The sequence below is a fragment of the Streptomyces sp. CC228A genome (genome assembly GCF_021390935.1).
Taxonomy (GTDB): Bacteria; Actinomycetota; Actinomycetes; order Streptomycetales; family Streptomycetaceae; genus Streptomyces.
Genome location: NZ_JAJPUI010000006.1, coordinates 390,788 through 417,083 on the forward strand (window position 1 = coordinate 390,788; position 26,296 = coordinate 417,083).

General features: G+C 71.3%; 22 protein-coding genes and 2 pseudogenes. 11 read left to right on the forward strand and 13 right to left on the reverse strand.

The genetic code is table 11. The features are described from left to right. Positions 1-17: 17 nt before the first annotated feature. Positions 18-1,460 carry a CCA tRNA nucleotidyltransferase gene (locus tag L6E17_RS19630; RefSeq protein WP_236242046.1) on the reverse strand — a complete coding sequence of 481 codons (1,443 nt, stop codon included), beginning with the start codon at positions 1,458-1,460 and terminating at the stop codon, positions 18-20. Between the two features lie 191 nt (positions 1,461-1,651). Between L6E17_RS19630 and L6E17_RS19635 the strand changes: the two genes are divergently transcribed. The 7 genes from L6E17_RS19635 to trxA all read left to right on the forward strand — a co-directional run bounded on the left by L6E17_RS19635 (position 1,652) and on the right by trxA (position 11,362). Next, entirely contained in the window at positions 1,652-4,027 is a 2,376-nt protein-coding gene (locus L6E17_RS19635; RefSeq protein ID WP_236242047.1) for a DUF6049 family protein, read from the forward strand. Positions 4,028-4,077: 50 nt separating this feature from the next. Next, positions 4,078-6,321, forward strand: a complete 2,244-nt coding sequence (murJ, locus tag L6E17_RS19640) for a murein biosynthesis integral membrane protein MurJ (protein ID WP_236242048.1) — start codon at positions 4,078-4,080, stop codon at positions 6,319-6,321. Positions 6,322-6,440: 119 nt separating this feature from the next. Further along, the gene (locus tag L6E17_RS19645) at positions 6,441-8,162 is read left to right on the forward strand and encodes a protein kinase family protein (RefSeq protein ID WP_236242049.1); all 1,722 of its coding nucleotides are present in this window, start codon (positions 6,441-6,443) and stop codon (positions 8,160-8,162) included. A gap of 65 nt (positions 8,163-8,227) precedes the next feature. Then, a complete protein-coding gene (gene sigM, locus L6E17_RS19650) occupies positions 8,228-8,932 on the forward strand; it encodes an RNA polymerase sigma factor SigM (protein WP_236242050.1) in 705 nt (234 codons plus the stop codon). Continuing rightward, positions 8,929-9,858, forward strand: a complete 930-nt coding sequence (locus tag L6E17_RS19655; RefSeq protein ID WP_236242051.1) for a hypothetical protein — start codon at positions 8,929-8,931, stop codon at positions 9,856-9,858. The genes sigM and L6E17_RS19655 overlap by 4 nt, the downstream gene beginning before the upstream one ends. 131 nt (positions 9,859-9,989) lie before the next feature. Beyond that, complete coding sequence (trxB, locus tag L6E17_RS19660; RefSeq protein ID WP_236242052.1) at positions 9,990-10,964, forward strand: thioredoxin-disulfide reductase; 975 nt, start codon at positions 9,990-9,992, stop codon at positions 10,962-10,964. A gap of 53 nt (positions 10,965-11,017) precedes the next feature. After that, a complete protein-coding gene (gene trxA / locus L6E17_RS19665; RefSeq protein WP_236242053.1) occupies positions 11,018-11,362 on the forward strand; it encodes a thioredoxin in 345 nt (114 codons plus the stop codon). A gap of 86 nt (positions 11,363-11,448) precedes the next feature. On the opposite strand, the gene L6E17_RS19670 is transcribed toward trxA, so the two are convergent. The 10 genes from L6E17_RS19670 to L6E17_RS19720 form a co-directional block, all read right to left on the reverse strand. Continuing rightward, complete coding sequence (locus L6E17_RS19670) at positions 11,449-12,066, reverse strand: GNAT family N-acetyltransferase (RefSeq protein WP_236242054.1); 618 nt, start codon at positions 12,064-12,066, stop codon at positions 11,449-11,451. Between the two features lie 324 nt (positions 12,067-12,390). Continuing rightward, the gene (locus tag L6E17_RS19675) at positions 12,391-13,494 is read right to left on the reverse strand and encodes a ParB/RepB/Spo0J family partition protein (protein WP_236242055.1); all 1,104 of its coding nucleotides are present in this window, start codon (positions 13,492-13,494) and stop codon (positions 12,391-12,393) included. Further along, a complete protein-coding gene (locus L6E17_RS19680) occupies positions 13,491-14,579 on the reverse strand; it encodes a ParA family protein (protein ID WP_236242136.1) in 1,089 nt (362 codons plus the stop codon). Before L6E17_RS19680 ends, L6E17_RS19675 begins: the two co-directional genes overlap by 4 nt. Positions 14,580-14,865: 286 nt before the next feature. Continuing rightward, positions 14,866-15,576: a 16S rRNA (guanine(527)-N(7))-methyltransferase RsmG gene (gene rsmG / locus L6E17_RS19685; RefSeq protein WP_236242056.1), complete on the reverse strand. Its 711-nt coding sequence runs from the start codon at positions 15,574-15,576 to the stop codon at positions 14,866-14,868. Between the two features lie 108 nt (positions 15,577-15,684). Beyond that, positions 15,685-16,194 (reverse strand): R3H domain-containing nucleic acid-binding protein, encoded by a 510-nt coding sequence (locus L6E17_RS19690; protein ID WP_236242057.1) that lies wholly within the window; start codon positions 16,192-16,194, stop codon positions 15,685-15,687. Positions 16,195-16,207: 13 nt separating this feature from the next. Continuing rightward, positions 16,208-17,446, reverse strand: a complete 1,239-nt coding sequence (gene yidC, locus L6E17_RS19695) for a membrane protein insertase YidC (protein ID WP_236242058.1) — start codon at positions 17,444-17,446, stop codon at positions 16,208-16,210. Between the two features lie 3 nt (positions 17,447-17,449). Continuing rightward, positions 17,450-17,785, reverse strand: coding sequence for a membrane protein insertion efficiency factor YidD (gene yidD, locus L6E17_RS19700; protein WP_236242059.1), 336 nt, complete (start codon positions 17,783-17,785; stop codon positions 17,450-17,452). Beyond that, positions 17,782-18,153, reverse strand: coding sequence for a ribonuclease P protein component (rnpA, locus tag L6E17_RS19705; RefSeq protein ID WP_236242060.1), 372 nt, complete (start codon positions 18,151-18,153; stop codon positions 17,782-17,784). Before rnpA ends, yidD begins: the two co-directional genes overlap by 4 nt. Before the next feature lie 18 nt (positions 18,154-18,171). Then, positions 18,172-18,309, reverse strand: a complete 138-nt coding sequence (rpmH, locus tag L6E17_RS19710; RefSeq protein WP_003956500.1) for a 50S ribosomal protein L34 — start codon at positions 18,307-18,309, stop codon at positions 18,172-18,174. Positions 18,310-18,865: 556 nt separating this feature from the next. Then, positions 18,866-19,054, reverse strand: coding sequence for a DUF2795 domain-containing protein (locus L6E17_RS19720; RefSeq protein ID WP_236242061.1), 189 nt, complete (start codon positions 19,052-19,054; stop codon positions 18,866-18,868). A 249-nt stretch (positions 19,055-19,303) separates the two neighbouring features. Here L6E17_RS19720 and L6E17_RS19725 point away from each other — a divergent pair, with 249 nt between their 5' ends. Then, a complete protein-coding gene (locus tag L6E17_RS19725) occupies positions 19,304-19,510 on the forward strand; it encodes a DUF5133 domain-containing protein (protein ID WP_236242062.1) in 207 nt (68 codons plus the stop codon). Between the two features lie 311 nt (positions 19,511-19,821). Here the strand turns inward: L6E17_RS19725 and L6E17_RS19730 are convergent, their stop codons facing one another. Then, positions 19,822-20,742 carry a MurR/RpiR family transcriptional regulator gene (locus tag L6E17_RS19730; RefSeq protein ID WP_236242137.1) on the reverse strand — a complete coding sequence of 307 codons (921 nt, stop codon included), beginning with the start codon at positions 20,740-20,742 and terminating at the stop codon, positions 19,822-19,824. Positions 20,743-21,260: 518 nt separating this feature from the next. Between L6E17_RS19730 and L6E17_RS19735 the strand changes: the two are divergent. The 3 genes and pseudogenes from L6E17_RS19735 to L6E17_RS19740 all read left to right on the forward strand — a co-directional run. After that, positions 21,261-23,777: pseudogene (locus tag L6E17_RS19735) on the forward strand (SpoIIE family protein phosphatase); the annotation flags it as partial. A gap of 384 nt (positions 23,778-24,161) precedes the next feature. Next, positions 24,162-24,449: pseudogene (locus tag L6E17_RS30625) on the forward strand (DUF3140 domain-containing protein); the annotation flags it as partial. Positions 24,450-24,486: 37 nt separating this feature from the next. After that, positions 24,487-25,527 (forward strand): DNA topoisomerase IB, encoded by a 1,041-nt coding sequence (locus L6E17_RS19740; protein ID WP_236242063.1) that lies wholly within the window; start codon positions 24,487-24,489, stop codon positions 25,525-25,527. Between the two features lie 4 nt (positions 25,528-25,531). Here L6E17_RS19740 and L6E17_RS19745 read toward each other — a convergent pair whose 3' ends face one another. Then, positions 25,532-26,278, reverse strand: a complete 747-nt coding sequence (locus tag L6E17_RS19745) for an SDR family oxidoreductase (protein ID WP_236242064.1) — start codon at positions 26,276-26,278, stop codon at positions 25,532-25,534. Positions 26,279-26,296 lie beyond the last annotated feature (18 nt).

Sequence of the window (26,296 nt, forward strand, 5' to 3'; positions counted from 1 at the left end):
GGTGACGCGGGCTCCTCTCAGCTCTGAGCGGCCCACCACTCCTTGAGAGCGGCTACCGCCTCGTCGTGGGGCATCGGTCCGTGCTCCAGACGCAGTTCCAGGAGGAACTTGTAGGCGCGTCCCACGACCGGCCCCGGGCCGACCCCCAGCACCTCCTGGATCTGGTTGCCGTCGAGGTCGGGCCGGATCGCGTCCAGCTCCTCCTGCTCCTTGAGCTCCGCGATACGCGCCTCAAGCCCGTCGTACGTACGCGACAGCGCGGCTGCCTTGCGCTTGTTGCGCGTCGTGCAGTCGGAACGGGTCAGCTTGTGGAGCCGCTCCAGAAGCGGCCCGGCATCACGGACGTAGCGGCGCACGGCCGAGTCGGTCCACTCGCCGGAGCCGTAACCGTGGAACCGCAGGTGGAGTTCCACCAGGCGGGACACGTCCTTGATCATCTCGTTGGAGTACTTCAGCGCGGTCATCCGCTTCTTGGTCATCTTCGCCCCGACCACCTCGTGGTGGTGGAAAGAGACACGGCCGTTCGGCTCGAAGCGCCGGGTCCTCGGCTTGCCGATGTCATGGAGGAGCGCCGCCAGCCGCAGAACGAGGTCGGGCTCGCCCTGCTCCAGCTCGATGGCCTGCTCCAGCACCGTCAGCGAGTGCTCGTAGACGTCCTTGTGCCGGTGGTGCTCGTCGCTCTCCAGCCGCAGGGCCGGCAGCTCGGGCAGCACCTGCGCGGCCAGACCGGTGTCCACGAGGAGGCCGAGCCCCTTGCGGGGGTGCGCGGACAGGATGAGTTTGTTCAGCTCGTCCCGCACCCGCTCAGCCGAGACGATGTCGAGGCGCCCGGCCATGTCCGTCATGGCGGTCACGACCTCGGGAGCGACCTCGAAGTCGAGCTGAGCGGCGAAGCGAGCCGCGCGCATCATGCGCAGCGGGTCGTCAGAGAACGACTCCTCCGGAGTGCCCGGTGTCCTCAGTACACGGTGCGCCAGGTCCTCCAAGCCACCGTGCGGGTCGATGAACTCCTTCTCCGGCAGCGCGACCGCCATGGCGTTGACCGTGAAGTCACGGCGGACGAGGTCCTCCTCGATGGAGTCGCCGTAGGACACCTCGGGCTTGCGGGAGGTGCGGTCGTACGCCTCGGATCGGTACGTCGTCACCTCGATCTGGTAGCCGTCCTTCTGGGCGCCCACCGTTCCGAAGGCGATCCCGACCTCCCACACGGCGTCGGCCCATGGGCGGACGATCTTGAGGACGTCCTGCGGGCGGGCGTCCGTGGTGAAGTCGAGGTCGTTGCCGAGCCGGCCCAGCAGCGCATCCCGCACCGACCCGCCGACCAGGGCGAGGGTGAATCCCGCCTCCTTGAAACGGCGGGCGAGATCATCGGCCACGGGGGCGACGCGCAGCAGTTCGGTGACCGCGCGGCGCTGCGCCTGGCTCAGGGCAGTCGGGGTGTCTTCGTTGGCGTTCGGCACGACAGAACAGGGTACGTGCCCGCGACCGCGGCAGCGTCGCGGATTTCCGGCACCGCCGCTCTGCCGCGTACTGTCGCCCGATCTTGTGGCTCACCTCCGCAGCACTCCGCGCCAGCGCGCCTCGTTACCATGCGTGGACGCGGGAACCGGCAGGGACCGACGGCAACAGATGACGAGGGACGGACGAGCGCGTGGCCGAGGCGGCAGACTTCCAGAGCATGCGTCGCTCCCCTGCCCGCCGCTGGCTGCGCCGTATGGCGGCGGCGGCCGCCGGCGGACCGCTGCTGGCGGGACTGCTCCACCTGCCCGGCGCCTCTCTCGCGAGTGCCGCGGAAGCCGCCGGATCCCGCACGGTCGATGTGTCTCTCGACACAGTCCAGCCCAGCGCGCCGGTGAAGGGCGACACGCTCACGCTCAGCGGCACCGTGACCAACACAGGTAAGCGGTCGGTCAGCGCCGCGCACGTCGACGTACGCCTGGGCTCACGCCTTTCGAGCCGCGGCGCGATCGAGGACGCCGCCCGCCGCACCGGCTACTCCCCGACCGAGGACGGCGCGGCCCTCGGCGGGGCGTACACGGTCGCGATCCCGGCGATTCCCGCAGGCGGCAGCCGGGACTTCACGATCACCGTCCCGGTCGACGAACTCGGCATGGACGACGAGGGCGTCTACCAGATCGGGGTCTCCCTCTCCGGCAGGACGCCGAGCTCCGGTGACGACCGCGTGCTCGGCATCGAGAGGACGTTCCTCCCCTGGCAGCCCGCGGCGGCCAAGAAGAAGACGCAGACCACCGTCCTCTGGCCGCTCATCTCGTCGGTGCACCTGTCGGCCGAGACGGGCTCCGACGCACAGCAGACCCCCGTCTTCGAGGACGACGACCTCGCCGCCGAGCTCGCTCCGGGGGGCCGCCTGGAGCGGCTCGTGGCCCTCGGCGCCGACCTCCCCGTCACCTGGGTGATCGACCCGGACCTGCTGGCCACCGCCGAGGCGATGACCGGCCCCTACCTGGTCCGCAGCGGCGACACCACCGTCCAGGGGAAGAACCAGTCCGTCGCCAACCAGTGGCTGAACGCCCTCGACAAGGCCGTCCAGGGGGACAAGGTCGTCGCCCTGCCCTACGGCGACCCGGACCTGGCGTCGCTGGCCCACAGGGGCCGGGAGGTGTCCGGCTCGCTCAGGCACCTGCGCCCGGCCACCGAGGTCGCGCAGTCCACGGTGGAGACCATCCTCCATGTGAAGCCGACCGTGGACTTCGCCTGGCCGGTGGAGGGGGCGGTGGACCCCTCGATCATCGATGTGGCGACCTCCGCCGGAGCCGACAAGGTCATCACGCGCAGCGACAGCATGCGGGAGAACCTGTCCTACACGCCGAACGCCGCCCGCCCCGTCGGCGGCGGAACGACCGCCGTCGTGTCCGACGCGATCCTGTCCACGGCGTTCGACGACGACATGACCCGGGCAGGCGCCTCCACGCCGGCGGTGCAGCGCTTCCTCGCCCACACGCTGGCCATCACCCACGAGCGGCCCGGCACGGCGCGCAGCATCGTCATCGCCCCGCAGCGGATGCCGACCGCGTCCCAGGCCGACTCCCTGGCCCGAGCCGTCCGGGGACTGGCGCACCAGCGCTGGTCGCAGCCCTCGGACCTGGTCGCCGCCACCGCGGTCAAGCCCGACCCCGCAGCGACGACGCAGGTGCCCGCACCGAGCCGCTACCCCAAGGAGCTCCGCAAGAAGGAACTGCTCAGGGCGGCGTTCCTGGACATCAGGACCACGCAGTCCACGCTGGACAACTTCACGGTGATCCTCACCGACCGGAGGCGGGTCGTGACGCCGTTCGGCAACGCGATCAACCGCGAGATGTCGGCCTCCTGGCGGGGCCGCCCGGCGGACGCCCAGCCGTACCGGCACCGGGTGCTGGAGGACCTCAAGAGCCTCACCGACGAGGTGCAGCTCATCGACAAGTCCGATCTGACGCTGTCCGGACGCAGCGCCACGATCCCCGTGACGGTCCAGAACAAGCTCCTGCAGGGCGTGGACCGGCTGGTGCTGCGGCTGGAGTCCACCAAGCCGACGCGTCTGAAGCTGAACGGCGGAGCAGCCGTGGCGGAGCTTCCGGTCCGCATCGAGGGCGGGCACAGCCAGTCCGTGAAGTTCACCGCGTCGGCGAACGCCAACGGCCCCGTCCCGATGACGGCGCAGCTCTTCACCGAGGACGGCCGTGCCTACGGCAAGCCCATGCAGTTCACCGTGAAGGTCTCGGAGATCACCTCCGCGGTCATGCTCGTCATCGCGGGTGGCGTGCTGCTCCTGGTGCTGGCGGGCATCAGGATGTACACCCAGCGCAAGCGCGCCGCGGCCCTTGAGGCCGCCGGGGGCGAGGCTCCGGAGGACGAGGCGGCCGAGGCCGCGACAGCCGACGGCACCGACGGGGAGCCCGGGAGCGGAACCGCGAAGGCGGATTCCGTGGTCGCGGAGAGCGACGACGAAGCGCAGCCGAGTGACCCGGCGGCGGACACCGGACCGGAAAGCGGAGGCCCGTCCGGCCCGGGTGAGAGAGTGAACCGTTGAGCGAGCGAATGTCGTGGCCGGCCGGCCCGGGACGATGAGGTGGGGTAACCATGAACGCGCCGTACGAGGGTGACCGCGGCCAGAGCCCGGGCACCGGTGCGCCTTCGGGCGGAACGCCGCCGGCCGGCACACCGGGCCAGGTGCCCCCACCCGCCGACGACCCCGGGCAGCCGCCCCAGGACCCGTACGTCCAGGACGCCTACGCCCATGACCCGTACCGGTCCCACGACCTCACCGCCCAGGACCCGGTCGGCGAGGCGCTGTACGACCGTGCGGCGCACCCGCCGCCCCCGCCGGGGACCTACGAGGAGCCCCGCCCCCTCTACCAGCAGCCCGCCGCTCCCCAGTACGCCCCTGACCCCCGGATCTGGGCCCAGACGCCGCCGCCCGAGCCGGAGGGCCCGTCCCGCCACCTGCCGTACGGCGACGACGCCCGGACCGTGCAGTTCACCGGCGTCGACGACCTGGTGAGCCGGGCCGGCGGGGAGCGGGCACCGGCCGACGCCTTCGCGCACCTCTACGCGGACCAGCAGGTGCAGGGCCGCCCCGCGGCCCCGGCGGTGGACGCGCCCCTGACCACGCCCCCGCCCCCGCCTCCGCCGCCGGCCGCCGTTCCGGAGCCGGCCGAGGAGGAGGCACCGCCCCCGCCGCCGAAGAAGTCCGGCGGCCGGGCCTCCGGTCTGCTGAAGTCGAGCGCGGTCATGGCGGCGGGCACCCTCGTCTCCCGCCTGACCGGCTTCCTGCGCACCCTGGTGATCACCGGCGCCCTGGGCGCCGCCACCCTCGGCGACGCCTACACCGTCGCGTACACGCTGCCGACGATGATCTACATCCTGACCATCGGCGGCGGCCTGAACTCGGTCTTCGTCCCGCAGCTCGTCCGCGCGATGAAGAACGACGAGGACGGCGGCGAGGCGTACGCCAACCGGCTGCTGACCCTCGTCATGGTCGCGCTCGGCCTCATCGTCGGCGTCGCGGTCCTCATCGCGCCGCTGCTGGTCCACGCGATGTCCCCGACCATCGCCGGCGATCCCGACGCCAACAGCGTCGCCGTGGCCTTCGCCCGCTTCTGCCTGCCCACGATCTTCTTCATGGGCGTGCACGTGGTGATGGGTCAGATCCTCAACGCGCGGGGCCGGTTCGGGGCGATGATGTGGACCCCGGTCCTCAACAACATCGTCATGATGGCCACCTTCGGCCTCTTCATCTTCGTGTACGGCGCCTACTCCGAGACCCGGATGGGCGTGGACGTCATCCCCGACGAAGGCGTCCGGCTGCTGGGCATCGGCACGCTGCTGGGCCTGGTGGTCCAGGCCCTGGCGATGATCCCGTACCTGCGCGAGGCGGGCTTCCGCTTCCGGCCGAGGTTCGACTGGAAGGGCCAGGGCCTCGGGAAGACCGTCCGGCTCGCCAAGTGGACGGTCCTCTTCGTCCTCGCCAACCAGGCGGGCGTCGTGGTCGTCACCCAGCTGGCCACGGCCGCGGGCAAGGCCTCCGGCACGGACGGCGCCGGCATCCTCGCCTACTCCAACGCGCAGCTCATCTGGGGCATGCCGCAGGCCATCATCACCGTCTCCGTCATGGCCGCGCTGCTTCCCCGTATCTCCCGAGCGGCCCACGACAACGACCCGGGAGCCGTCCGGGACGACATCTCGCAGGGCCTGCGGAACTCGGCCGTCGCGATCGTCCCCGTCGCCTTCGGCTTCCTCGCGCTGGGCGTCCCCCTGTGCACCCTGCTCTACGCGTCGAGCGGCCTCGAAGCGGCCACGAGTATGGGCTTCATCCTCATGGCGTTCGGCCTGGGCCTGATCCCCTACTCGGTGCAGTACGTCGTCCTGCGCGGCTTCTACGCCTACGAGGACACGCGGACGCCGTTCTACAACACGGTCATCGTGGCCGCCGTCAACGCGGCAGCGTCGGCTGTCTGCTACGTCGTGCTGCCGCCCCGCTGGGCCGTCGTCGGCATGGCCGCCTCCTACGGACTGGCCTACATGGTCGGTGTCGGCGTCGCGTGGCGCCGACTGCGCAACCGCCTCGGCGGCGACCTCGACGGCGCCCACGTCGTCCGTACGTACGCCCGCCTGTGCATGGCGTCGCTGCCCGCCGCGCTGCTGGCCGGAGCAGCCGGTTTCGGGATCCTCTCCCTGCTGGGCAAGGACGCTCTCGGTTCGCTGGCCGCCCTGGTGGCCGGTGGCGTCGTCCTGCTCGGCGTGTTCTACGTCGCCGCCCGCAAGATGCGCATCGCGGAGCTGAACGCCATGGTCGGCATGGTCCGGGGCCGCCTCGGCCGCTAGAACACGAGGTCCTCGCACAACCATCGCCGACCGCCGTGTGTCGTGCATGGCGGCGGACTGTGGGCACAATTGGCTTGGCTGTTGGATGTGGCGCAATGGATGGGGAGGCAGGAACGACGGTGGCGGAACGTAGCACGGCTGCCGTCGACGTGGCCGACAACAGCGGTGACGACCCGCTGACCGCCAAGGCGGACGGGACCACGGCCGACGGGGCGGCGGAAGCGCAGGACGCAAGGGGCACGTCTGCCCACACCACGGACGGCGAACAGGGAACCGACGAACAGCCTTCCTTCACCACACCGGAGCTCCACAGCGGCCACAAGCTGGCGCGGCGCTACCGCCTCGAGGAGTGCGTCACCCGTCTGGACGGGTTCAGCAGTTGGCGCGCCGTGGACGAGAAGCTGCGCCGGGCGGTCGGCGTCCACGTGCTGCCCGCGGACCACCCCCGCGCACGTTCCGTGCTGGCCGCGGCGCGCTCCGCCGCACTGCTCGGGGACCCCCGCTTTGTCCAGGTCCTGGACGCGGTCGAGGAGAACGACCTCGTCTACGTCGTACACGAATGGCTGCCGGACGCCACCGAACTGACCACGCTGCTGGCCGCCGGGCCCCTTGAGCCGTACGACGCCTACCAGCTGGTCAGCCAGGTGTCCCAGGCCATGGCGGCCGCTCACCGCGAGGGCCTGGCCCATCTGCGGCTCACACCGAGTGCCGTGCTGCGCACGTCCACGGGGCAGTACCGCATCCGCGGCCTGGCGGTGAACGCCGCCCTGCGCGGAATCCGCGAGGACCGGCCCCAGCTCACCGACACCGAGGCCATCGGTGCCTTGCTGTACGCGGCCCTGACGCAGCGCTGGCCGTACGAGAACGACGCGCACGGCCTCTCCGGCCTGCCCAAGGGCGTGGGGCTGATCGCCCCGGACCAGGTGCGCGCGGGAGTGCACCGCGGGCTGTCGGAGCTCGCCATGCGCGCCCTGGCCAACGACGGCGCCACCGCGTCCCGCCAGGAACCCGCCTGCACGACGCCGGACGAACTGGCCAAGGCCGTCGCTGCGATGCCGCGCATCCGCCCGCCGGAGCCGGTGTTCTCCACGCCCCCACCCGAGTTCCAGCGCACGACGTACCAGCAGGGCAGCTACGGCCGGCCGACGCCGCACTCCGGCGCCGGGGTCACCCAGCCCGTCATCGTTCCGCCACCGCCCCTCCAGAGCCGCACGGGCCGTGCCCTGAAGTGGACGGTGTCCGCGCTGCTCATCGCCGCCCTGGGCCTCGGAAGCTGGCAGATCGCCGACCGCCTGCTCGAACAGGACCAGCAGACCAGCGACCCCGGCATCACCCAGCCGACACCGGGCGAGACCGGCGACGAGAAGGCGGAGAAGCCGGCCAAGCCGCTGGACATCGCCGGCGCGCAGGAGTTCATGCCCGGCGGCTCCGGTATCAAGACGAACCTCGTCCCGCTGGCCGTCGACGGCCAGGAAGGCACGGCTTGGATCACGCCCAAGTACGAGGGCTACGCGAATTTCGGCAACCTGCCCTACCGGAAGCAGGGCAGCGGCATCATCGTGGACCTCGGCGGTGTCCGCGATGTGTCCGGTGTCGTGGTGCACATGTACCGAGGGGGGCAGAAGGCCCAGGTCCTCGCCGCAGCGGAAGGCGCCTCGGGCGCGAGCGCGCTTGCGGACTTCTCGCAGCGCCTCACCGAACTGAAGACGGTGGGCAGCATGCTGGAAGTGCCCCTGGACAAGCCCGTGCGCACACAGTTCCTGCTGGTGCACATCACCGAGCTGCCACCGGAGGGTTCCGGCTTCCGCGGCGGGATCTCGGAGATCAGGGTTCTCGGCTGACCCGTCCCGGTGTCTGTCGTGCGGCCCGGTGAGCACGTACTGTCGCGCCAGGGAGGGTTGCGGGCATGGAAGAACCCACGCTGGACGTCGACAGCGACCACGAGCTCCTTGCTCGGCACGTCGCCGGTGACGGCGATGCCTTCGCCGAGTTGGTGCGGCGGCATCGGGACCGGTTGTGGGCCGTCGCCCTCCGGACCCTGGGGGACCGCGAGGAGGCGGCGGACGCCGTCCAGGACGCCTTGGTGTCGGCCTTCCGTGCTGCCCACACCTTTCGGGGGCAGTCGGCCGTCACGACGTGGCTGCACCGCATCACGGTGAACGCCTGTCTCGACCGCGCCCGCAGGACCGCTTCCCGCAGGACCGCCCCTGTGGATGACATGGAGCGCCTGGAGCAGCTCCTGGAGCCCCACGAGTCGGCCGCGGCCCCAGCCGAGCGCCAAGACGTCCACCGCGAGCTTCTCGCCGCCCTGGCGAAGCTTCCCCCCGACCAGCGGGCAGCTCTGGTCCTCGTCGACATGCAGGGCTACGCCGTGGCCGAGGCGGCGCGCATGCTCGATGTACCCGTCGGAACGATCAAAAGCAGATGCGCCCGGGGACGTGCCCGTCTTGTCCCCATGCTCACTCATCTGCGCGGTGACACCGGGGGTAACGGTGACGCCGAAGGGGGAAGGAACCGGACGCCGGGGACATCCGTCCCACCGGCATCGGGACCGAGGGATCCAGGACCACATGGTCCTGCTGCTGTGAAGGGCGGAGGTGGACGCGCGTGACTTCCGCGGCCGACACAACCCAGCACCCGGACGTCTCGGAGATCTCCGATCTGACCGAGGGGCTTCTCCCGCCGTCCAGGACGGCTGACGTACGCCGCCACCTCGACAGCTGCGAGATCTGCACCGATGTGCAGGCTTCGCTGGAAGAGATCCGCAGTCTGCTGGGCACCCTCCCCGGTCCGCCGCGCATGCCCGCCGACATCGCGGAGCGTATCGACGCAGCCCTGGCCGCCGAGGCGCTGCTCGACGCCACCGCACCCCGAGCCGCCGCCGACGTTTCACGTGAAACAGCGACGCCGACACCGAGTGGCTCCGGAGACCGGCGGTCGGCCCGCACCGAGCCACCGACAGGCAGGCCGCCCGGTCGGCGCAGCGTCGCCACAGGGCCAGGACGCGGCTTGTCGCCCTCGCGGCGGCGCCGACGCGTCGCCCTCGGCGCCGTCTGCGGCATCGCGATCGCCGGTTTGGGCATGGTCCTCTTCCGGGGCCTCACGGGAACGGCGGACACCACCGCCGGCGCTCAGGCCGACACCGCCGCAGTCCACCACGCCGACCCTCGGTTCTCGGGGGCGACGCTGCCCGACAAGGTACGCGCGCTCCTCACCCCCACGGAGACGACCCCGTACAGCGCTCTGCCCCGGCTCCAGCCCGGAGCGCAGACCGAGGACAGCCAAGGTCCCCACCGGGCTCTGCAGAGCCCGGGTGCGCTGCCCTCGTGTGTAGCGGACGGGGTCGGGCGTAACGAGCAGCCCCTGGCGTCCGAAGCCGGCGAGTACGAGGGCCGGCCCGCCTATCTGGTCGTCCTGCCGCGGTCAGGGGATCCCGGGCAGGTGGACGTCTACATCATGGACGCCTCCTGTACGACAGCGGATAGTGCAGCGAATCCAGCGAACGCGCTGCTCAAGCAGGCTGTCCCCCGTAAGTGACCGACGGGTCGCTATGGAGGGCCGGACAGCTCGGGAATGCCAGCGCCTTAGGATCCGTTGGGTGGAGTGACGGTGCACGACCTGGCCCCCCAAGCAGCAGTTGGCAGTCTGCAGAGACGAGGAAGAATCCCGTGAGCGACGTCCGCAACGTGATCATCATTGGCTCCGGGCCCGCCGGTTACACGGCAGCGCTCTACACGGCGCGCGCGTCGCTGAAGCCGCTGGTCTTCGAAGGAGCCGTCACCGCTGGTGGCGCCCTCATGAACACGACCGACGTGGAGAACTTCCCCGGGTTCCGTGACGGCATCATGGGCCCCGACCTCATGGACAACATGCGCGCCCAGGCGGAGCGCTTCGGCGCCGAGCTGATCCCGGATGACATCGTCTCGGTCGACCTCACCGGGGACATCAAGACCGTGACCGACACCGCCGGCACGGTGCACCAGGCGCGCGCCGTGATCGTGGCCACCGGTTCCCAGCACCGCAAGCTGGGCCTGCCGAGGGAGGACGCGCTCTCCGGCCGCGGCGTCTCGTGGTGCGCCACCTGCGACGGCTTCTTCTTCAAGGACCAGGACATCGCCGTGATCGGCGGTGGTGACACGGCCATGGAGGAGGCCACGTTCCTCTCCCGCTTCGCCAAGTCGGTCACCATCGTGCACCGCCGTGACACCCTCCGCGCCTCCAAGGCGATGCAGGAGCGCGCCTTCGCCGACCCGAAGATCCGCTTCGCCTGGAACAGCCAGGTCGCGGAGATCCACGGTGACCAGAAGCTCACGGGCCTGACCCTCCGCGACACGCAGACCGGCGAGACCTCCGAACTTCCGGTGACGGGTCTCTTCATCGCCGTCGGGCACGACCCCCGCACCGAGCTCTTCAAGGGCCAGCTTGAGCTGGACGACGAGGGGTACCTGAAGGTGGACGCGCCGTCCACGCGTACCAACGTCACGGGCGTGTTCGCGGCGGGCGACGTTGTCGACCACACCTACCGCCAGGCGATCACGGCCGCAGGCACCGGCTGCTCCGCGGCGCTCGACGCCGAGCGTTTCCTCGCCGCCCTCTCCCACGCGGAGACGCTGGCCGAGCCCGAGAAGACCCCCGCGGTCTGATCGGGAACCTCGAATCCCCACCCCCAACACCCCGCACTGAGAAGGAGGCCGCCGTGGCCGGCGACCTGAAGGAAGTGACCGACGCCTCGTTCGAGGAGGACGTCCTCAAGAGCGACAAGCCCGTGCTGGTGGACTTCTGGGCCGCCTGGTGCGGACCGTGCCGGCAGATCGCTCCGTCGTTGAAGGCGATTGCCGCGGAGTACGGTGATCAGATCGAGATCGTCAAGCTCAACATCGACGAGAACCCTGCCACGGCCGCCAAGTACGGCGTGATGTCGATTCCCACCCTGAACGTCTACCAGGCGGGCGAGGTGGCCAAGACCATCGTCGGTGCCAAGCCCAAGGCCGCCATCCTGCGCGACCTGGCCGACTTCATCAGCGACGAGGCCGCGGTCTGAGGCCATGTTTCACGTGAAACACCGTTTCACGTGAAACACCGGAACGGCCCATCCGAAAGGATGGGCCGTTTTCGCTGTCCGCCACCTCATAGGGGGCGCAGTGCCGGTTCCTTCTGTACCGCGCCAAGCAGTCGATCAAGAGCGAGCTCCACGTCCTCTCTCCAGGACAACGTGCTGCGGAGCTCCAGCCTCAGGCGCGGATACGCCGGGTGGGGGCGAACCGTCTTGAAACCCACCGCGAGCAGATGCTCGGCAGGCAGCACGCAGGCAGGTTCCTTCCATCGTGCGTCACCGAACGCCTCGACGGCCTTGAACCCCCGTCGCAGCAGATCCTTCGCCACGGTCTGCACCAGCACGCGGCCCAGCCCCTGGCCCTGGTACCCGGGGGAGATCCAGGCCGTTATCAGCTGCACGGCATCGGGCGAGACCGGGCTGGTGGGGAAGGCGGAGGAGCGAGGCACGTAGGCGGGCGGCGCGTAGAGCACGTACCCCACCGGCACCTCGTCCACGTAGACGACGCGGCCGCACGATCCCCAGTCGAGGAGGACAGCGGAGATCCACGCCTCCTTCTCCAGTTCGGGAGTACCCGCCTTCAGCGCGGCTTCCCCGCTGACGGGGTCGAGCTCCCAGAAGACGCAGGTGCGGCACCGCTTGGGGAGGTCCTGAAGGTTGTCCAGTGTGAGCGGTACGAGCCGTCGCCCCATGGAGGCTGTTCCTCACTTCCTTCGCCCGTCGCCGCGCCACGGGCGGCTGCCAGCGCACTCCGCTCCCGCAGCAGGCCGCCGATGAACCCGCCCACCACACCGAGTCCCAGCCCCGCGGTCATCAGCTGACCGCGGCTCACCTCGCGCATGGTTTGGCTCCCTCCACGTTGGACCGTGCGGATGCGCATACCCGAACGCATCGTACCGATCGGGTGATGAGTCGCATACAGGAAAAGGCCAAAGGGCGGACCTCGCCCTGATGAACACGGGGGTGAGGTCCGCCCTGACTTCGGCGGGAAGGGGATGGCTGGCGGAAGCCGGTCGTCAGCCCTCGCCGTCTGTCTCCTGCTCGGCGAGGCCCTTCTGCAGGACCCGTCCTTCACCCGGGGCCAGCGTCCCAAGGATCCGGTCGAGGTCCTCCATGGAAGCGAACTCGACGACGATCTTGCCCTTCTTCTGACCGAGGTCGACCTTCACCCTCGTCTCGAAGCGGTCGGAGAGCCGGGTGGCGAGCTCGCTGAGAGCGGGGGACACCCGGCCACCGGCGCGCGGCCCCCGTGCCTTGGGCCGCTTGTGAGGCTCGGACGCCATCAGCGTGACGATCTCCTCGACCGACCGCACCGAGAGCCCCTCGGCAACGATGCGGGATGCCAGGTGCTCCTGCTGGTCCGCGTCCTCCACGGACAGCAGTGCCCGTGCGTGCCCGGCTGAGAGCACACCGGCGGCGACCCTCTTCTGCACCGGAGGAGACAGCCGCAGCAGGCGGAGCGTGTTGGTGACCTGCGGACGGGACCGGCCGATCCGGTCCGCCAGCTGGTCGTGCGTGCAGTTGAAGTCCTTCAGCAGCTGGTCGTAGGCGGCTGCTTCCTCCAGCGGGTTCAGCTGCGCCCGGTGCAGGTTCTCCAACAGGGCGTCGAGCAGAAGCTTGTCGTCCTCGGTGGCACGCACGATGGCGGGAATGCGGTCCAGGCCCGCCTCCCGGCATGCCCGCCAACGGCGCTCACCCATGATCAGCTCATAGCGGCCGGGCGACACCTGCCGTACGACGACCGGCTGGAGCAGACCGACCTCCTTGATGGAGGTCACCAGCTCGGCCAGTGCGTCGTCGTCGAAGACCACACGCGGTTGGCACGGATTGGGAGTGATCGCCGCGAGTGGCAGCTCGGCGAAGTGCGCCCCTGCCGGAGCCTCGGGCAGTGAAGGCGCCTCCGCTTGCTCCGGCAGCGACACGCTGTCGTCTACCGACGACACGGACCCCGGAGGCAGAGTGGTCACCTTGGCAGCGGCGACACCGCGGTCACCAGACAGCGGCGGGATGGCCCCGGGCGATGTCGAGCCGGGGCCGACCGCGGTGGCCCTCCTCTCCTGGGGAGCAGGGGGGATCAGCGCACCCAGCCCGCGTCCCAGGCCCCTCCGTCGCTCGCTCATTGGATCCCCTCCGACATGCTGTGCTGACTGTGCTGGTGGTGCTGGCCGCCCAGGTGGGCGTGGTGGTGGATGTCGTAGCTCACCCCGACGCCCCGCAGGGCGATCTCACGGGCCGCTTCCAGGTAGGACAGCGCACCACTCGACCCCGGGTCGTAGGTCAGGACCGTCTGCCCGTAGCTCGGCGCCTCAGAGATGCGGACCGATCTCGGGATGCTGGTGCGCAGCACCTCCTCCCCGAAGTGGTTGCGCACCTCCTCTGCGACCTGTGAGGCCAGCCGCGTGCGGCCGTCGTACATCGTGAGCAGGATCGTCGAGACGTGCAGCGCGGGGTTGAGGTGGCCCCGCACCAGGTCGACGTTGCGCAGCAGCTGACCGAGACCTTCCAGTGCGTAGTACTCGCACTGGATGGGGATGAGTACCTCGGCACCGGCGACCATGGCGTTGACCGTCAGCAGACCGAGTGACGGCGGGCAGTCGATGAAGATGTAGTCCAACGGCTGCTCATACGCGTGGATCGCCCGCTGGAGTCGACTCTCCCGCGCCACCAGCGACACCAGCTCGATCTCCGCACCGGCGAGATCGATGGTGGCTGGGGCGCAGAAGAGACCTTCGACGTCCTGGACCGGCTGCACCACGTCGGACAACGGTTTGCTGTCCACCAGAACGTCATAGATGGAGGGGACCTCGGCATGGTGGTCGATGCCGAGAGCCGTCGAAGCATTGCCCTGCGGATCGAGGTCGATCACCAGCACCCGTGCACCGTGCAGTGCCAGGGAGGCAGCCAGGTTGACGGTCGTGGTGGTCTTCCCGACGCCACCCTTCTGGTTGGCGACGATCATGATGCGGGTCTGCTCGGGGCGGGGCAGGCCCTCGCCGGCCCGACCCAGAGCTGCCACTGCGAGCTGGGCGGCCCGGCCGATAGGGGTCTCATCCACCAAGGGCTGTGTTTCACGTGAAACATTGCCCCCGGGCGATTCACTGCGGGGACCAGGGACCGGTTCGGTCATCGGTCCCGCGATGTTGGCGTCGGACCGCAAGGATTCACTCTCCTCGGCTTCAGGCTCACGATGGAGAGAGCCTGCCATGCTTTCGGGCTCGTGAACCAGCGAGGCCCCTGCTTCTGTGGAGGAATCCACTTCTGTGGACAACTCCGTAGCCCTCATGAGCGACCTGCGGTGTCGTGGCGTGGCAGCCGCACGGCCGCGGCTGATGATCCCCTGCAGCAGTGAGCGACGTTTCACGTGAAACACGATGCACGCGCCGCAGGGTCAGGGCCTCACGACACTCCGAAAAAGGTACGTATGAGGATCAAACCGGATCCGCCTTCGGGTGGGCCCTCTGCGGCCCACCCGAACGGTCCGATCGGAGGCCTCAGCGGCGACGGCGGGAGGGCCGAGCAGCTTTGGCCCGCTTGGCGGCGAACCGGACACCCCCGGGGCTCTCTCCCACCTCGACCCGGACCACCGTCGACAGGGGATCCACAACCCCCTCACCGACCTGGAGGACGGACGCCCCGACGACTCCCAGCTTGCTGAGCGCCGCACGAGCAGAGCGGATCTCCTCCTCGGCCGTGTCCCCCTTGAGCGCCAGCATCTCACCGTACGGACGCAGCAGGGGTACGCCCCAGGTGGCGAGCCGGTCGAGCGGGGCGACGGCCCGCGCCGTCACCACGTGGACGGGAGGCAGCTTCCCGAGCATCTCCTCGGCGCGGCCGCGCACCACCGTCACATGGTCCAGGCCGAGCAGCTCGACGACTTCCTGGAGAAAGGTGGTGCGGCGCAGCAGCGGTTCCAACAGGGTGATCTTCAGGTCCGGCCTGACCAGCGCCAGGGGGATGCCGGGCAGTCCGGCGCCCGAGCCCACGTCGCAGACGGTGACCCCGTCGGGCACGACCTCGGAGAGAACGGCGCAGTTCAGCAGGTGCCGCTCCCACAGCCGGGGCACCTCCCGTGGACCGATCAGACCGCGCTTGACTCCCGCGTCCGCGAGCAACTCCGCATACCGAACCGCCTCCGGGAAGAACTCACCGAAGACCGTGCACGCCTCATCCGGCGCAGGGGGAAGCTCCTCTGCCTCCGTCACGGGAACCCGTCCTTCCATACCGCACTACCGCAACTGGGTGGCTGACTATCAGGCTGACAAGGATCGGCCCCGCCTGCGCAACAGACGGGGCCGACGCTACGTGGAGGATCAGGCGGGGAGCACGACGACGAAGCGCTGCGGCTCCTCGCCCTCGGACTCGCTGCGCAGGCCCGCGGCGGCAACCGCGTCATGCACCACCTTGCGCTCGAACGGGGTCATCGGCTTGAGCTGCACCGGCTCACCAGTGTTCTTGGCCTCGTCGGCGGCCTTGGCACCCAGCTCCGTCAGCTCGGCGCGCTTGCGGGCGCGGAAGCCACCGATGTCCAGCATGAGCCGGCTGCGATCCCCGGTCTCCCGGTGCACGGCGAGACGCGTGAGCTCCTGCAGCGCCTCCAGCACCTCACCGTCGCGGCCCACGAGCTTCTGCAGATCCCCGCTGCTCGCGTCGCTGATGATCGAGACCGCGGCCCGGTCGCCCTCGACGTCCATGTCGATATCGCCGTCGAGGTCGGCGATGTCGAGCAGACCCTCAAGGTAGTCAGCCGCGATCTCCCCTTCCTGCTCCAGGCGGGTCAGGGTGTCGCCACCCTGGGCGGCGGACGTGGTGCCTTCCGTCACGGATGGACTCCTTTTACTTCTTGGACGACGGGTGCTTGGGCCGCTGCTGGCCCTTGCGCTGTCCGGACTTGGCTCGGGGAGCGGAGCCGGAGGACGCCTTGGTCCGCTCCTCCTGGGACTCCTCGCCCTTCGGCTGCTCGGTCTTCTCCAGCGAGGTCTTGGCCGGGGCCTGGGAGGAACCGGTGGCCTGGCGCTTGGCCTTGGTCTGGCGCTTGGGCTGCTGGCGCCGGGCCGCGGCGGCCTCCGCCTCGGCGACCGCGGGGTCGACCTTGGTGACGGTGCCGTCGGCCTGCGCGGTGTAGCCGGCCTTGGCCAGGCCGCTGATGAAGCGCCGCTCGTTCTCGTTGCGGTCCGGGCCCTTGGCGACGATCGCCTGGACCACGTTGCGCCGGCGCCGGCCGCGCACCTCGCCATGGTGGTCGACGCTCTTCAGCAGCCGCTGGAGGTAGCTGTCCTGGGCCTTGCTGCCGGGAGTCGGGTTCTGGTTGATCACGTACATCTGCTGGCCCATGGTCCACACGTTGGTGGTCAGCCAGTAGACGAGGACACCGACCGGGAAGTTGACGCCCATGACGGCGAAGATCACCGGGAAGATGTACATGAGCATCTTCTGCTGCTGCATGTACGGCGTCTTCACCGTGAGGTCCACGTTCTTCTGCATCAGCTGGCGCTGGGTGAAGAACTGCGATGCCGACATCATCACGATCATGATCGCGGTGACGATGCGGACGTCGGTGATGTCGGCGTTCAGCGCCGCGACCTCGGCGGCGGAGTCCGTGAAGGTGGCCGCGATCGGGGCGCCGAAGATGTGCGCTTCGCGGGCGCTGTCGACGAGCTGCTGGTTGAGGCTGCCGATGGTGTCACCGGAAGCGATCTTGCTCAGCACGTGGTACAGCGCGAAGAAGAACGGCGACTGCAGGAGGATGGGGAGGCACGAGGAGAGCGGGTTGGTGCCCGTCTCCTTGTACAGCTTCATCATCTCTTCCGACTGGCGCTGCCGGTCGTTCTTGTAGCGCTCCTGGATCGCCTTCATCTTCGGCTGGAGCGCCTGCATGTTCCGCATCGACTTGATCTGCTTCACGAAGAGCGGGATCAGGGCGATGCGGATGACGATCACCAGGGACACGATGGACAGACCCCAGGCCCAGCCCGTGTCAGGCCCGAAGATCGCCCCGTACAGCTTGTGGAACTGCACGATGATCCACGAGACGGGTCCCGTGATGAAGCTGAACAGATTTCCAATCGTGTCCACTAATCAGGCTCCTTGAGCATTGGGCGAGGTCTCTGCGGCCGGTCTGGTCTCGGCGGAGTGCCCGCCCTCGTCTCCGCCGGCGCCGCGCAGCCGTGCGCGCAGCAGTTCGTGCCAGCGGGGACGCTTGCGCGGCGGCACGTGGTCCACCCCGCCGGGCGACCACGGGTTGCAGCGCAGGATCCGCCAGGCGGTCAGGGCCGTGCCCTTGATGGCGCCGTGCCGGTCGATGGCCGTATATCCGTAGTGGGAACACGAGGGGTAGTACCTGCAGACGGGGCCCAGCAGTGGGCTGATCGTCCACTGATAGATCTTGATCAGGGCCAGCAGCGGGTACTTCATCGCGCGCCCCCTCCCAGGAGCCGCTGCAGGGCGGCGTCCAGGTCTCGGGCCAGCTGTGCATGGTCGGCGTCGCCCGCGTCGGGCAGCGCTCGTACTACCACCAGGCTACCGGGGGGCAGCACCGCCAGCCGCTCACGCATGAGGTGACGCAGACGACGCTTCACCCGGTTACGGACGACAGCACCACCCACGGCCTTGCTGACGACGAAACCCGCACGCGTCGGGGGAGCGCTCTCCCCTGGCGCGTGCGGGTCCGTTGCACCGCTGCGTAGATGGACCACGAGGGTCGGACGGCCGGCCCTGCGGCCCCGCCGTACCGCGGTCGCGAAGTCCTCGCGCCGCCTCAGCCGATTCTCGGTAGGCAGCACGTCATGACCTGACCGCGATCAGGCGGACAGGCGGGCGCGACCCTTGCTGCGGCGGGACGCGAGGATCGCGCGGCCGGCACGGGTACGCATGCGGAGGCGGAAGCCGTGGGTCTTGGCGCGACGGCGGTTGTTCGGCTGGAAGGTGCGCTTGCTCACTCGGGGGCTCCAGAAATGACTCGTCTTGCGGGGCATCGCCTGGCTGTCACCGTGCGCCCACGAGTAGCTCGCAATACGCCCGAGTGCACCGCTATACGATCACCGGTAGTGACCTTTGCCCATCGGAGGCAGGCGGCAGCAGCCATCGACAACTCGACCTGGTTACGGTACGCGGGGCCGCGTCATCCGGTCAAACCAGCACCCCATCGCGGGTACGGCGCCCTGCCGGGCGGGTCCTGGCGCACGCCGCTGTACACAGGCTGTGGACAACAACTTGAACCACGTGAGGCGCCGCGACTACCGTGGCTGAACTCGGATTCTTTTCCTGCCTGTCCTTCCATCCCGTCCCAAGAAGCACACATTCGTGGGACCCGTGAGAGAGCGTGCCCCGTGGCTGACGTACCTGCTGATCTTGCCGCAGTGTGGCCACGCGTCCTCGACCAACTCCTCGGAGACGGGCAGCAGGGCATCGAGCCCAAGGACCGGCAGTGGATCGAACGCTGCCAGCCGCCCCGGCTGACTGCCGGGGCGGCGCGGGCCGTGCGCGTGGGCAGGGTCAGCCTCTGCCGACCTCCTTGCTGACGGCCGCGGGTGAGTCGTACTCCTTGTCCGGTATGGACTTCAGGGCCTCCATGATCTTCTTGCCGGCGCCGTGCTCCTCCGCCTGCCGGACGATCTCCTGCTTGGAGGCGGGGTAGTGGACGCCGCCCAGGTTCTTCTGCATTTCGATGGGGTTCACGGTCATGGCGGCCGAGTACCACGGGGGTCCGCTGTCACACCGGATCGCGTCCCGTGGGGCGAACCCATCACGGTTGCATCACAATGTCGTGTGAAGGTCGGGCAGTCCGGGCACAACCCTGTGCGGGACGGCATCCTTCGATGCCCGATCCGGCCGCTCTCACGCGCCGCCCGGCCCTCGCTCACGTCACACCCACAAGGACGGGCAGCGCCGTCCCCTCCCCATCTCATGGCGTCGGAAAGGCAGGTACGCCCCATGCTGTTGGCGCATCCCGCTGTGCTCAGCGAGCTCGTGGCCCGGTACGAATCCCTCTGTGCCGCGGCTCAGGAACGGGTCGTCGCCCCGGACCTGAAGCGGCGCCTGGAAGACGTGACGTACACGCTGTGCGTGACCACGGGCACGCGTCACCTGGAGCAGGCCCTGGCCGCCGCCCGGGCGCGCCTGGCCGCCACCGCGGGCTGAGGAAGTCGGCGGCCCCGGACCAGGGGTAGACCGGGGCCGCCACCCGGGATCCGCAGGGGAGGGCGGAGGACCCGGCAGCGAACACGCAGGGCGGCGCGAGGAGGGAGCGCCGCCCTACTGTGTTCGATCATCGGGCGCCCCGCTGCACCTGCCGGTGCCGCGAGGGCCGTGCGAGCAGTAAATATATATACCGTTGAGTAAGCAAGGGCATGAAAAATTTCATGCTGCGAGACGGCCGAAAAAGTTCGGTGCCATCCGGCCGTGCCGGACCCACCGAAGCCTCCTGCCGGCGCCTCCGCGCGCTCCGCGCCTCAGTCGTCCAGGAAGAACTCGTGCTGCATGGCGACCTGCTCGTACCTCTCCAACCGCGCCTGCGTACGCTCCGGTTCGGCGTCGGCCATCGCCTGGAGCACGGCCGCGCAGAGCACCCCGGGCGCGGCATAGGAGTCAAAGACCAGGCGTGAACCGGTCGGTGCGGTGAGCGCCACGTCGGCCGCCTCGACCAGGGGACCCATGGTCAGGTCAGTGATCAGCGCCACACGCAGACCGGCCCGCCGCGCCGCGCGCAGCGCCGACAGCGTCTCGTTCGCGTGCCGCGGCATCGCGAAGGCCAGCACCCATCCGCCGCCCGCCTCGCCCGCTTGGAGCAGCGTGTCGTAGGCGACGCTGCCGCCGCGCGTCACCAGCCGCACGTCGGGGTGGATGCGGCGGGCCGCATACGCGAAGTACTCCGCGAGCGACACCGAGATCCGCAAACCCAGCACCGTCAAGGGCACTGATCGCGCCAGCTCCCGGCCCACCTCCAGGACCCGCCCCGGGTCCCCGAGCCCCCGCCGCAGGTTCTCCAGGTTCTCGATCTCCGTGTCGATCGCCGCCTGGAGTTCGTTGCGGCGGACCTCGCGGGTGTCCTGCGCGCCCGCGACCGCGCTCAGCGCGATGGGCTGCAGAGCCTCCCGCAGCGCCGGGAAGCCGCTGTACCCGAGCGCGCCGGCGAACCGGGTCACGGAGGGCTGGCTCACGCCCACGCGCTCCGCGAGGTCCGTGATCGACAGGAACGCCGCCTCCGTCAGGTGGTCGACGAGGTACTGCGCGATGCGCCGCTGCCCGGGGGACAGCCGGTGGCCGCCGAACAGGGCCCGCACCCGCTCGGCCGGTGTCGGCTCGGCCTCCGGGACCTGACGGCCCGGGGTGATCGCCGCCGCCTGTGCGCGTGCCTGCTGGCCCGATGGCACTGATGGCACGATGCGCCTCCTTCTTTTGTCCCAATTCCGCACAAGATAGCTCACCCGGGGCACCTCGCCCCGGCCCACCGGTTCCCGGGCGCACGGGCCGGCCGGTCGTGTGCGCCGGGCCGCGTGGACGCGGGGGCACGCCCTGGAGCGGGGCCCTCAGCGAGCCCGGGTGCGGGCCTGCGGCGCGCTGTCCGGTGGTGTGGTCAGGGTTGCCGGGCGCGGGGAGACGGGCCGGTGGCGCCCGAACTGCGGGGTGGCGTGGGCGCGGGGGCCGCCCTGTCCGCGTGCGGCGGCGGGGTCGGTCGGCCGGGTGCGGGCCTGCGGCGCGTTGTCCGGTGGTCGGGGTTTCCGGGCGCCGGGGAGCGTGCCGGTCGGTCCGGCGCTGAGGCGCGTGGCGAGGCGTACCGCCCCCGAGTCCGGGCCGCGGCGGGCCCCGGCGCGGTTCTCCGACCGGCGAAAGGCGAGGCGGCGGGGCTGCCGGGTGGCCCCGCCCGGCGACCTGGGCGCATCCTTGCTGTGTGACGTGGTTCGGTGCCGCTCCCGGGCACGTCCCGCCCCACCACCAGGAGCCAGCCCAGGGGAGCGGGACGGAGGACGGACTTGTCACCGACGCCCTCGCCATGGCGCTCGCGCCCGCCGTCGTCGGCGCCGTCGAGGCCGTCGGCGGCTACGCCGGGGGCGTCTACCTGCGCTCCCGTACGAAGGGCCTGCTCCGCCTCGCCGTCCTCGCCGGCCTGCCCGTGCGCCTCTTCCGCCCCTGGTGGCGCATGCACGTCAACCGGCCGTTCCCCGTCGCGGAGGCGTTCCGCTCGGGCGAACCCGTCCACCTCGCGGACGCCGAGGAGGCCATGCGCCGCTTCCCGCAGCTCATGGCGGGCCTGCCCTTCCCGTTCGGGTCGCTGTACGTCCCGGTGTCCCACGGCACCGACCGCTACGGCGTCCTCGTCGTGCTGCGCACCGCCACCCCCGGCCGCCCCGTCGACCCCGCCGACCGGCAGCGGCTGCGCTCCACCGGGGACCGCCTCGGCGCCGCCCTCGCCGAGCTGGAGCGCACCGGCACACCGGTCTCGTGGGAACGGTCCCCCGCCCCCGTCCAACTGCCCGCGGGCGCCACCCCGCCCGTCCGCGTCGGACGGCTCACCTGGCAGACGGACACCGGCGCCGTCACCGCCGACGCCGAGGCGTCCCGCATCCTCGGCAGCCCGCCCGGCGACCCGCCCGCCACCATCGGAGAGCTGGAGGAACTGCTCTCGGCCGAGGACGTGTACGGCCTGTGGGCACTGGCCCGCCGCATCACCGAGCGCACCGACCCCGACCGGCCCGCCGCGCGCCGCATGTGGCTCGGCGGCCGCGACGGCCGGCCGCACCTCCTCGAACTGGCCCGCCGCCCCGGTGGCGACCCCGCCCGCCTCACCGGGCTCCTCGTCGACCCCGGCACCGGCCCCATCGTCGCGGCCGCCGCCGACCGCCTCGCCACCGGCGTGCTCTCCCTCGACCGCGTCGGCCGCATCACGTACGCGAGCCGCAGCGCCGAGACCCTCCTCGGCGTCGCCCGGCCCGCCCTCGTCGGCCGGATCCTGTGGGACGTCCTGCCGTGGACCGGCCGGCCCGCGTACGAGGACCAGTTCCGGGCCGCGCTCATCGCCTCCGACCCCGTGCACTTCCTCGCCCACCGGGACTCCGCGACCTGGCTTTCCGTCTCCCTCCACCCCGACCACGACGGCCTCACCGTCACCCTCAGCGCCGCCGAGGAACCCACCTACGCCCCGGCCTCCGTCGCCGCGCCCGGCGGGGGGCTCGGCTCGCCCGCCGACCGCGCCGCCGTGCTCTACCGGCCCGTCGCCCTGGCCATCGCCCTCACCGAGGCCGTCACCGCCCGCCAGGTCTCGGAGGTCGTCACCGAGGAGCTGCTGCCCGCCTTCGGCGGCCGCCAGCTCGCCATCTACCTGCTGAGCGAACGCCACCTGCACCTGGCCTGGGAGACCGGCTTCCCGCAGGGCTTCCTCGACCGCTTCGACGGCGTCGGCCTGGACGCCCGGCTGCCCGGCGTCGAATGCCTCACTTCCGGCCGGCCGATCTTCTTCGAGTCCATGCAGCGCCTCGCCGCCGCCTACCCGGGCATCCCCCTCGACGCGCACGTCGGCGCCCGCGCCTTCCTGCCCCTCATCGCCTCCGGCCGACCCGTCGGCTCCTGCATCCTCGGCTTCGACCGGCCGCGCGGCTTCAGCCCCGAGGAACGCACCGTCCTCACCGCCCTCGCCGGCCTCATCGCCCAGGCGCTCCGGCGGGCCCGCGCGTTCGACACCGAGGCGGCCCTCGCCCGCGGCCTGCAGAACGCCCTCCTCCCGCACCGGCTGCCGCGGCTGCGCCACGTCGACACCGTCGGGCGCTACCTGCCCGGCACCCAGGGCATGGAGGTCGGCGGGGACTGGTACGACGTCGTCGAGACCTCACGCGGCGTCGCCCTCGTCATCGGCGACGTCCAGGGGCACGGCGTCTCCGCCGCCGCCACGATGGGCCAGCTCCGCAGCGCCGTGCGCGCCTTCGCCCTCGCCGGACACGACCCGCAGGAGGTCATGAGCGGCACCAACCGACTGCTCATCGACCTCGACCCGGGCCAGTTCGCCAGCTGCTGCTACTGCGTGCTCGACCCCCGGACCGGCGCCGTCCAGGCGGTCCGGGCCGGCCACCTGCCGCCCCTGCTGCGCCGCCCCGACGGCGGCGCCGAAGTGGTGGACCTGCCCGGCGGCGTGGTGCTCGGCGTGGACGCCGAGGCCGCCTACCCGGTCGCGGAGCTGCACCTGCCGCCCGGCGCCGTCCTGGCCCTGTTCACCGACGGCCTCGTGGAGCAGCCGGGCACCGACATCGACCTGGGCGTCGAACGGCTGCGCCGAGTCCTCGCCGCCGCGCACGCCGACACGGCCCTGCCCGGCCTCGCCGACCGGGTCGTCGAGGAGGCCCTGCGCTCCCACGACCGCCCCGACGACGTGGCGCTGCTCCTCGCGGCACGCACCGGCGGCACGGAGGGGCCCCGGGACCCGGGGACGGCCACGGCGTCTGAGGCGGCCGAGGCCGGTGGGCGACGGGGCCCGCCGCGGGGCGGGCCGGTGGGGGCGCTTCGCGGCGCGGCCGACCGGCCTGGCGACCGGAGGCCCGCCGCTGCCACCTACGCGTCCCCTGCCACCTGGTGTCCCCCGTCCACCTCCGCGGCCCCGCCCCAGCGGTCCGGCCCGGCCGGGTGCGGTCGGCGCGGGAGCCCCGCCGGCGTCGCACCGCGCCGCTTCCCCGCCGGGTTTGCCGTCCGCCGCCCCGGCAACCCGTGGGGTGACCGCATCCGTTCGCCGCTCTCACCCCGGGAGGCAGCCATGGCAGAGGCGTCCGCACAGATCACCCCGGAGCTGTGGGACGAGTTCCACACCGTCGTCAACATGACCTCGCGCGAACTCCAGGAGTGGCTCAGCACCGAGGCCGCAGGCGAGCAGACCGAGGCGCTGCCCGACCAGGCGGGGTCCGCGATCGGACGGCGCGTCCTGGAGATCCTCGGCAAGCGGCGCACCGACCTCGGCGACGACGACGTGGCCGTCATGCGCCGCGTCGTCGACATCGTGCGCAGCCAGCGCTCGCCCGACATGGAACCCCGGGCCGGCGGCACCGACTGGCGGCACGGCCTGATGAACATCGGCCACGACCCGCTCAAGCCCGTGTGACAGCGCGGGCACCGCAGGTACGGCGAAGAGGCAGCCCGTGCGTCTCACCCACGTCCGCCCCACCGACCCCGGCCACACCCGCGTCCGCCACGGACGCGGCTTCCGCTATCTGGACCCGGCCGGGCGGCCCCTGCGCGACCCGGCCGAGGTCGCCCGCATCAAGGCCCTCGTCATCCCGCCCGCGTGGCGGGACGTGTGGATCTGCACCCGCCCCGACGGCCACCTCCAGGCCGTCGGCACCGACGCAGCGGGGCGCCGCCAGTACCTCTACCACCCGGCGTTCCGCGCCCAGCAGGAGGAGGCGAAGCACGACCGCGTGCTGGAGGTCGCCGAGGCCCTGCCCAAGGTTCGCGAAGCCGTCGAGGCCGGCCTCGGGGACGGCACCGGCGGTCTCACCCGCGCACGGGTCCTCGCGACCGCCGTGCGCCTCCTCGACCTGGGATTCTTCCGCATCGGCAGCGAGCGCTACGCGGACCTGCACCAGACGTACGGCCTCACCACGCTGCTGCGCGAGCACGCCGGCTGCCACGCCGACGAGATCGTGATCAGCTACCCCGCCAAGCACGGCCGGCAGCGCGTCCACGCCGTCGCGGACCCCGCCACCCGCCGCGCCCTCGCCGCGCTGAGGCGCCGCCGCAGCGGCGGCGAGCGCCTGCTCGCCTACCGCAACGGCCGCAGCTGGCACGACCTGACCGGCGCCGACGTCAACGACTACCTGCGCGATCTCGCCGGCCTCGACGTCACCGCCAAGGACTTCAGGACCTGGCACGCCACCGTCCTCGCCGCGGTCGGCCTCGCCGTGTCCCGGTCGGTCGCCCCCGAGGAGGCCGCCCGCCGCCGCGCCGTCGCCCGCGCCGTGCGCGAGGTCGCCGACTACCTCGGCAACACCCCAGCCGTGTGCCGCAACTCGTACATCAACCCCCGGGTGATCGAACTGTACGAGGAAGGCGTCACCGTCGCCGCCGCCCTGCCGCACCTCGGGGCCGCCGCACCGCACGGGCTGCCCGCCACCGTCGGCCCCGCCGAACGCGCGGTGCTCCGCATGCTGCGGGCCGACCGGCCGGGCGGCGCCGCCTGACGGGTCAGGGCCAGGACGGCTCCCGGCGCGGCACGACCACGAGCTCGCCGGCCACGCTGCCCTCCGGCACCGACAGGACGTACAGGACCGCGTCCGCGACGACGTCCGGGCTCTGCAGCAGCGACGTGTCCGCGTCCGGGAAGCGGTCCATGATGAACGGCGTCTCCATGCCGCCCGCCACGATGCCCGTCACCCCGATCCCCGGGCAGTCCCGCTGCGCCTCCTTGAACAGCGTGTGCGTGAAGGCCCGCAGCCCGGACTTGCCCGCCGAGTAGGGGCCCGCCTCCGTCCACGTGCGGTTCGCCGCCGTGGACAGGATGTTCACGATGTGGCCGCCGCCCCGGGCCACCATCCGCCGGTACGCCTCCAGGCACAGGTACATCGGCCCCAGCAGGTTCGTCGCCACCACCCGCGTCACCTCGTCGGCCGTCAGGTGCTCGATCGGCTTGGACACGTCGACGGCCGCGTTGTTGACGAGCACGTCGACCGCGCCGCCGCCCTGCTCCAGCTCCCGGAACACGCCCGCGACCGCGTCCGCGTCCCGCACGTCCAGCTCCACGAACCGGGTGTCGCCCCCCGCCCCGTTCAGCTCGTCGCACAGCTCCCGCGCCGGTTCCTTGCGGACGTCCGCGACGAGCACCGAGGCGCCGGCCCCGGCCAGCCGCCGGGTGATCGCCGCGCCGAGGCCCCGCGCGCCCCCGGTCACCAGAGCCTGCCTGCCTGTCAGGTCGACGTAGTCCCTGCCGCCCATGCCATGCCGCCTTCCGTA

Coding starts and splice junctions, on each gene's coding strand:
- L6E17_RS19675 (WP_236242055.1), bottom strand. CDS start 13,494: ATGAGCGAGCGACGGAGGGGCCTGGGACGCGGGCTGGGTGCGCTGATC.
- murJ (WP_236242048.1), top strand. CDS start 4,078: ATGAACGCGCCGTACGAGGGTGACCGCGGCCAGAGCCCGGGCACCGGT.
- L6E17_RS19720 (WP_236242061.1), bottom strand. CDS start 19,054: ATGACCGTGAACCCCATCGAAATGCAGAAGAACCTGGGCGGCGTCCAC.
- L6E17_RS19725 (WP_236242062.1), top strand. CDS start 19,304: ATGCTGTTGGCGCATCCCGCTGTGCTCAGCGAGCTCGTGGCCCGGTAC.
- L6E17_RS19670 (WP_236242054.1), bottom strand. CDS start 12,066: ATGGGGCGACGGCTCGTACCGCTCACACTGGACAACCTTCAGGACCTC.
- L6E17_RS19745 (WP_236242064.1), bottom strand. CDS start 26,278: ATGGGCGGCAGGGACTACGTCGACCTGACAGGCAGGCAGGCTCTGGTG.
- sigM (WP_236242050.1), top strand. CDS start 8,228: ATGGAAGAACCCACGCTGGACGTCGACAGCGACCACGAGCTCCTTGCT.
- yidD (WP_236242059.1), bottom strand. CDS start 17,785: ATGAAGTACCCGCTGCTGGCCCTGATCAAGATCTATCAGTGGACGATC.
- L6E17_RS19680 (WP_236242136.1), bottom strand. CDS start 14,579: ATGGCAGGCTCTCTCCATCGTGAGCCTGAAGCCGAGGAGAGTGAATCC.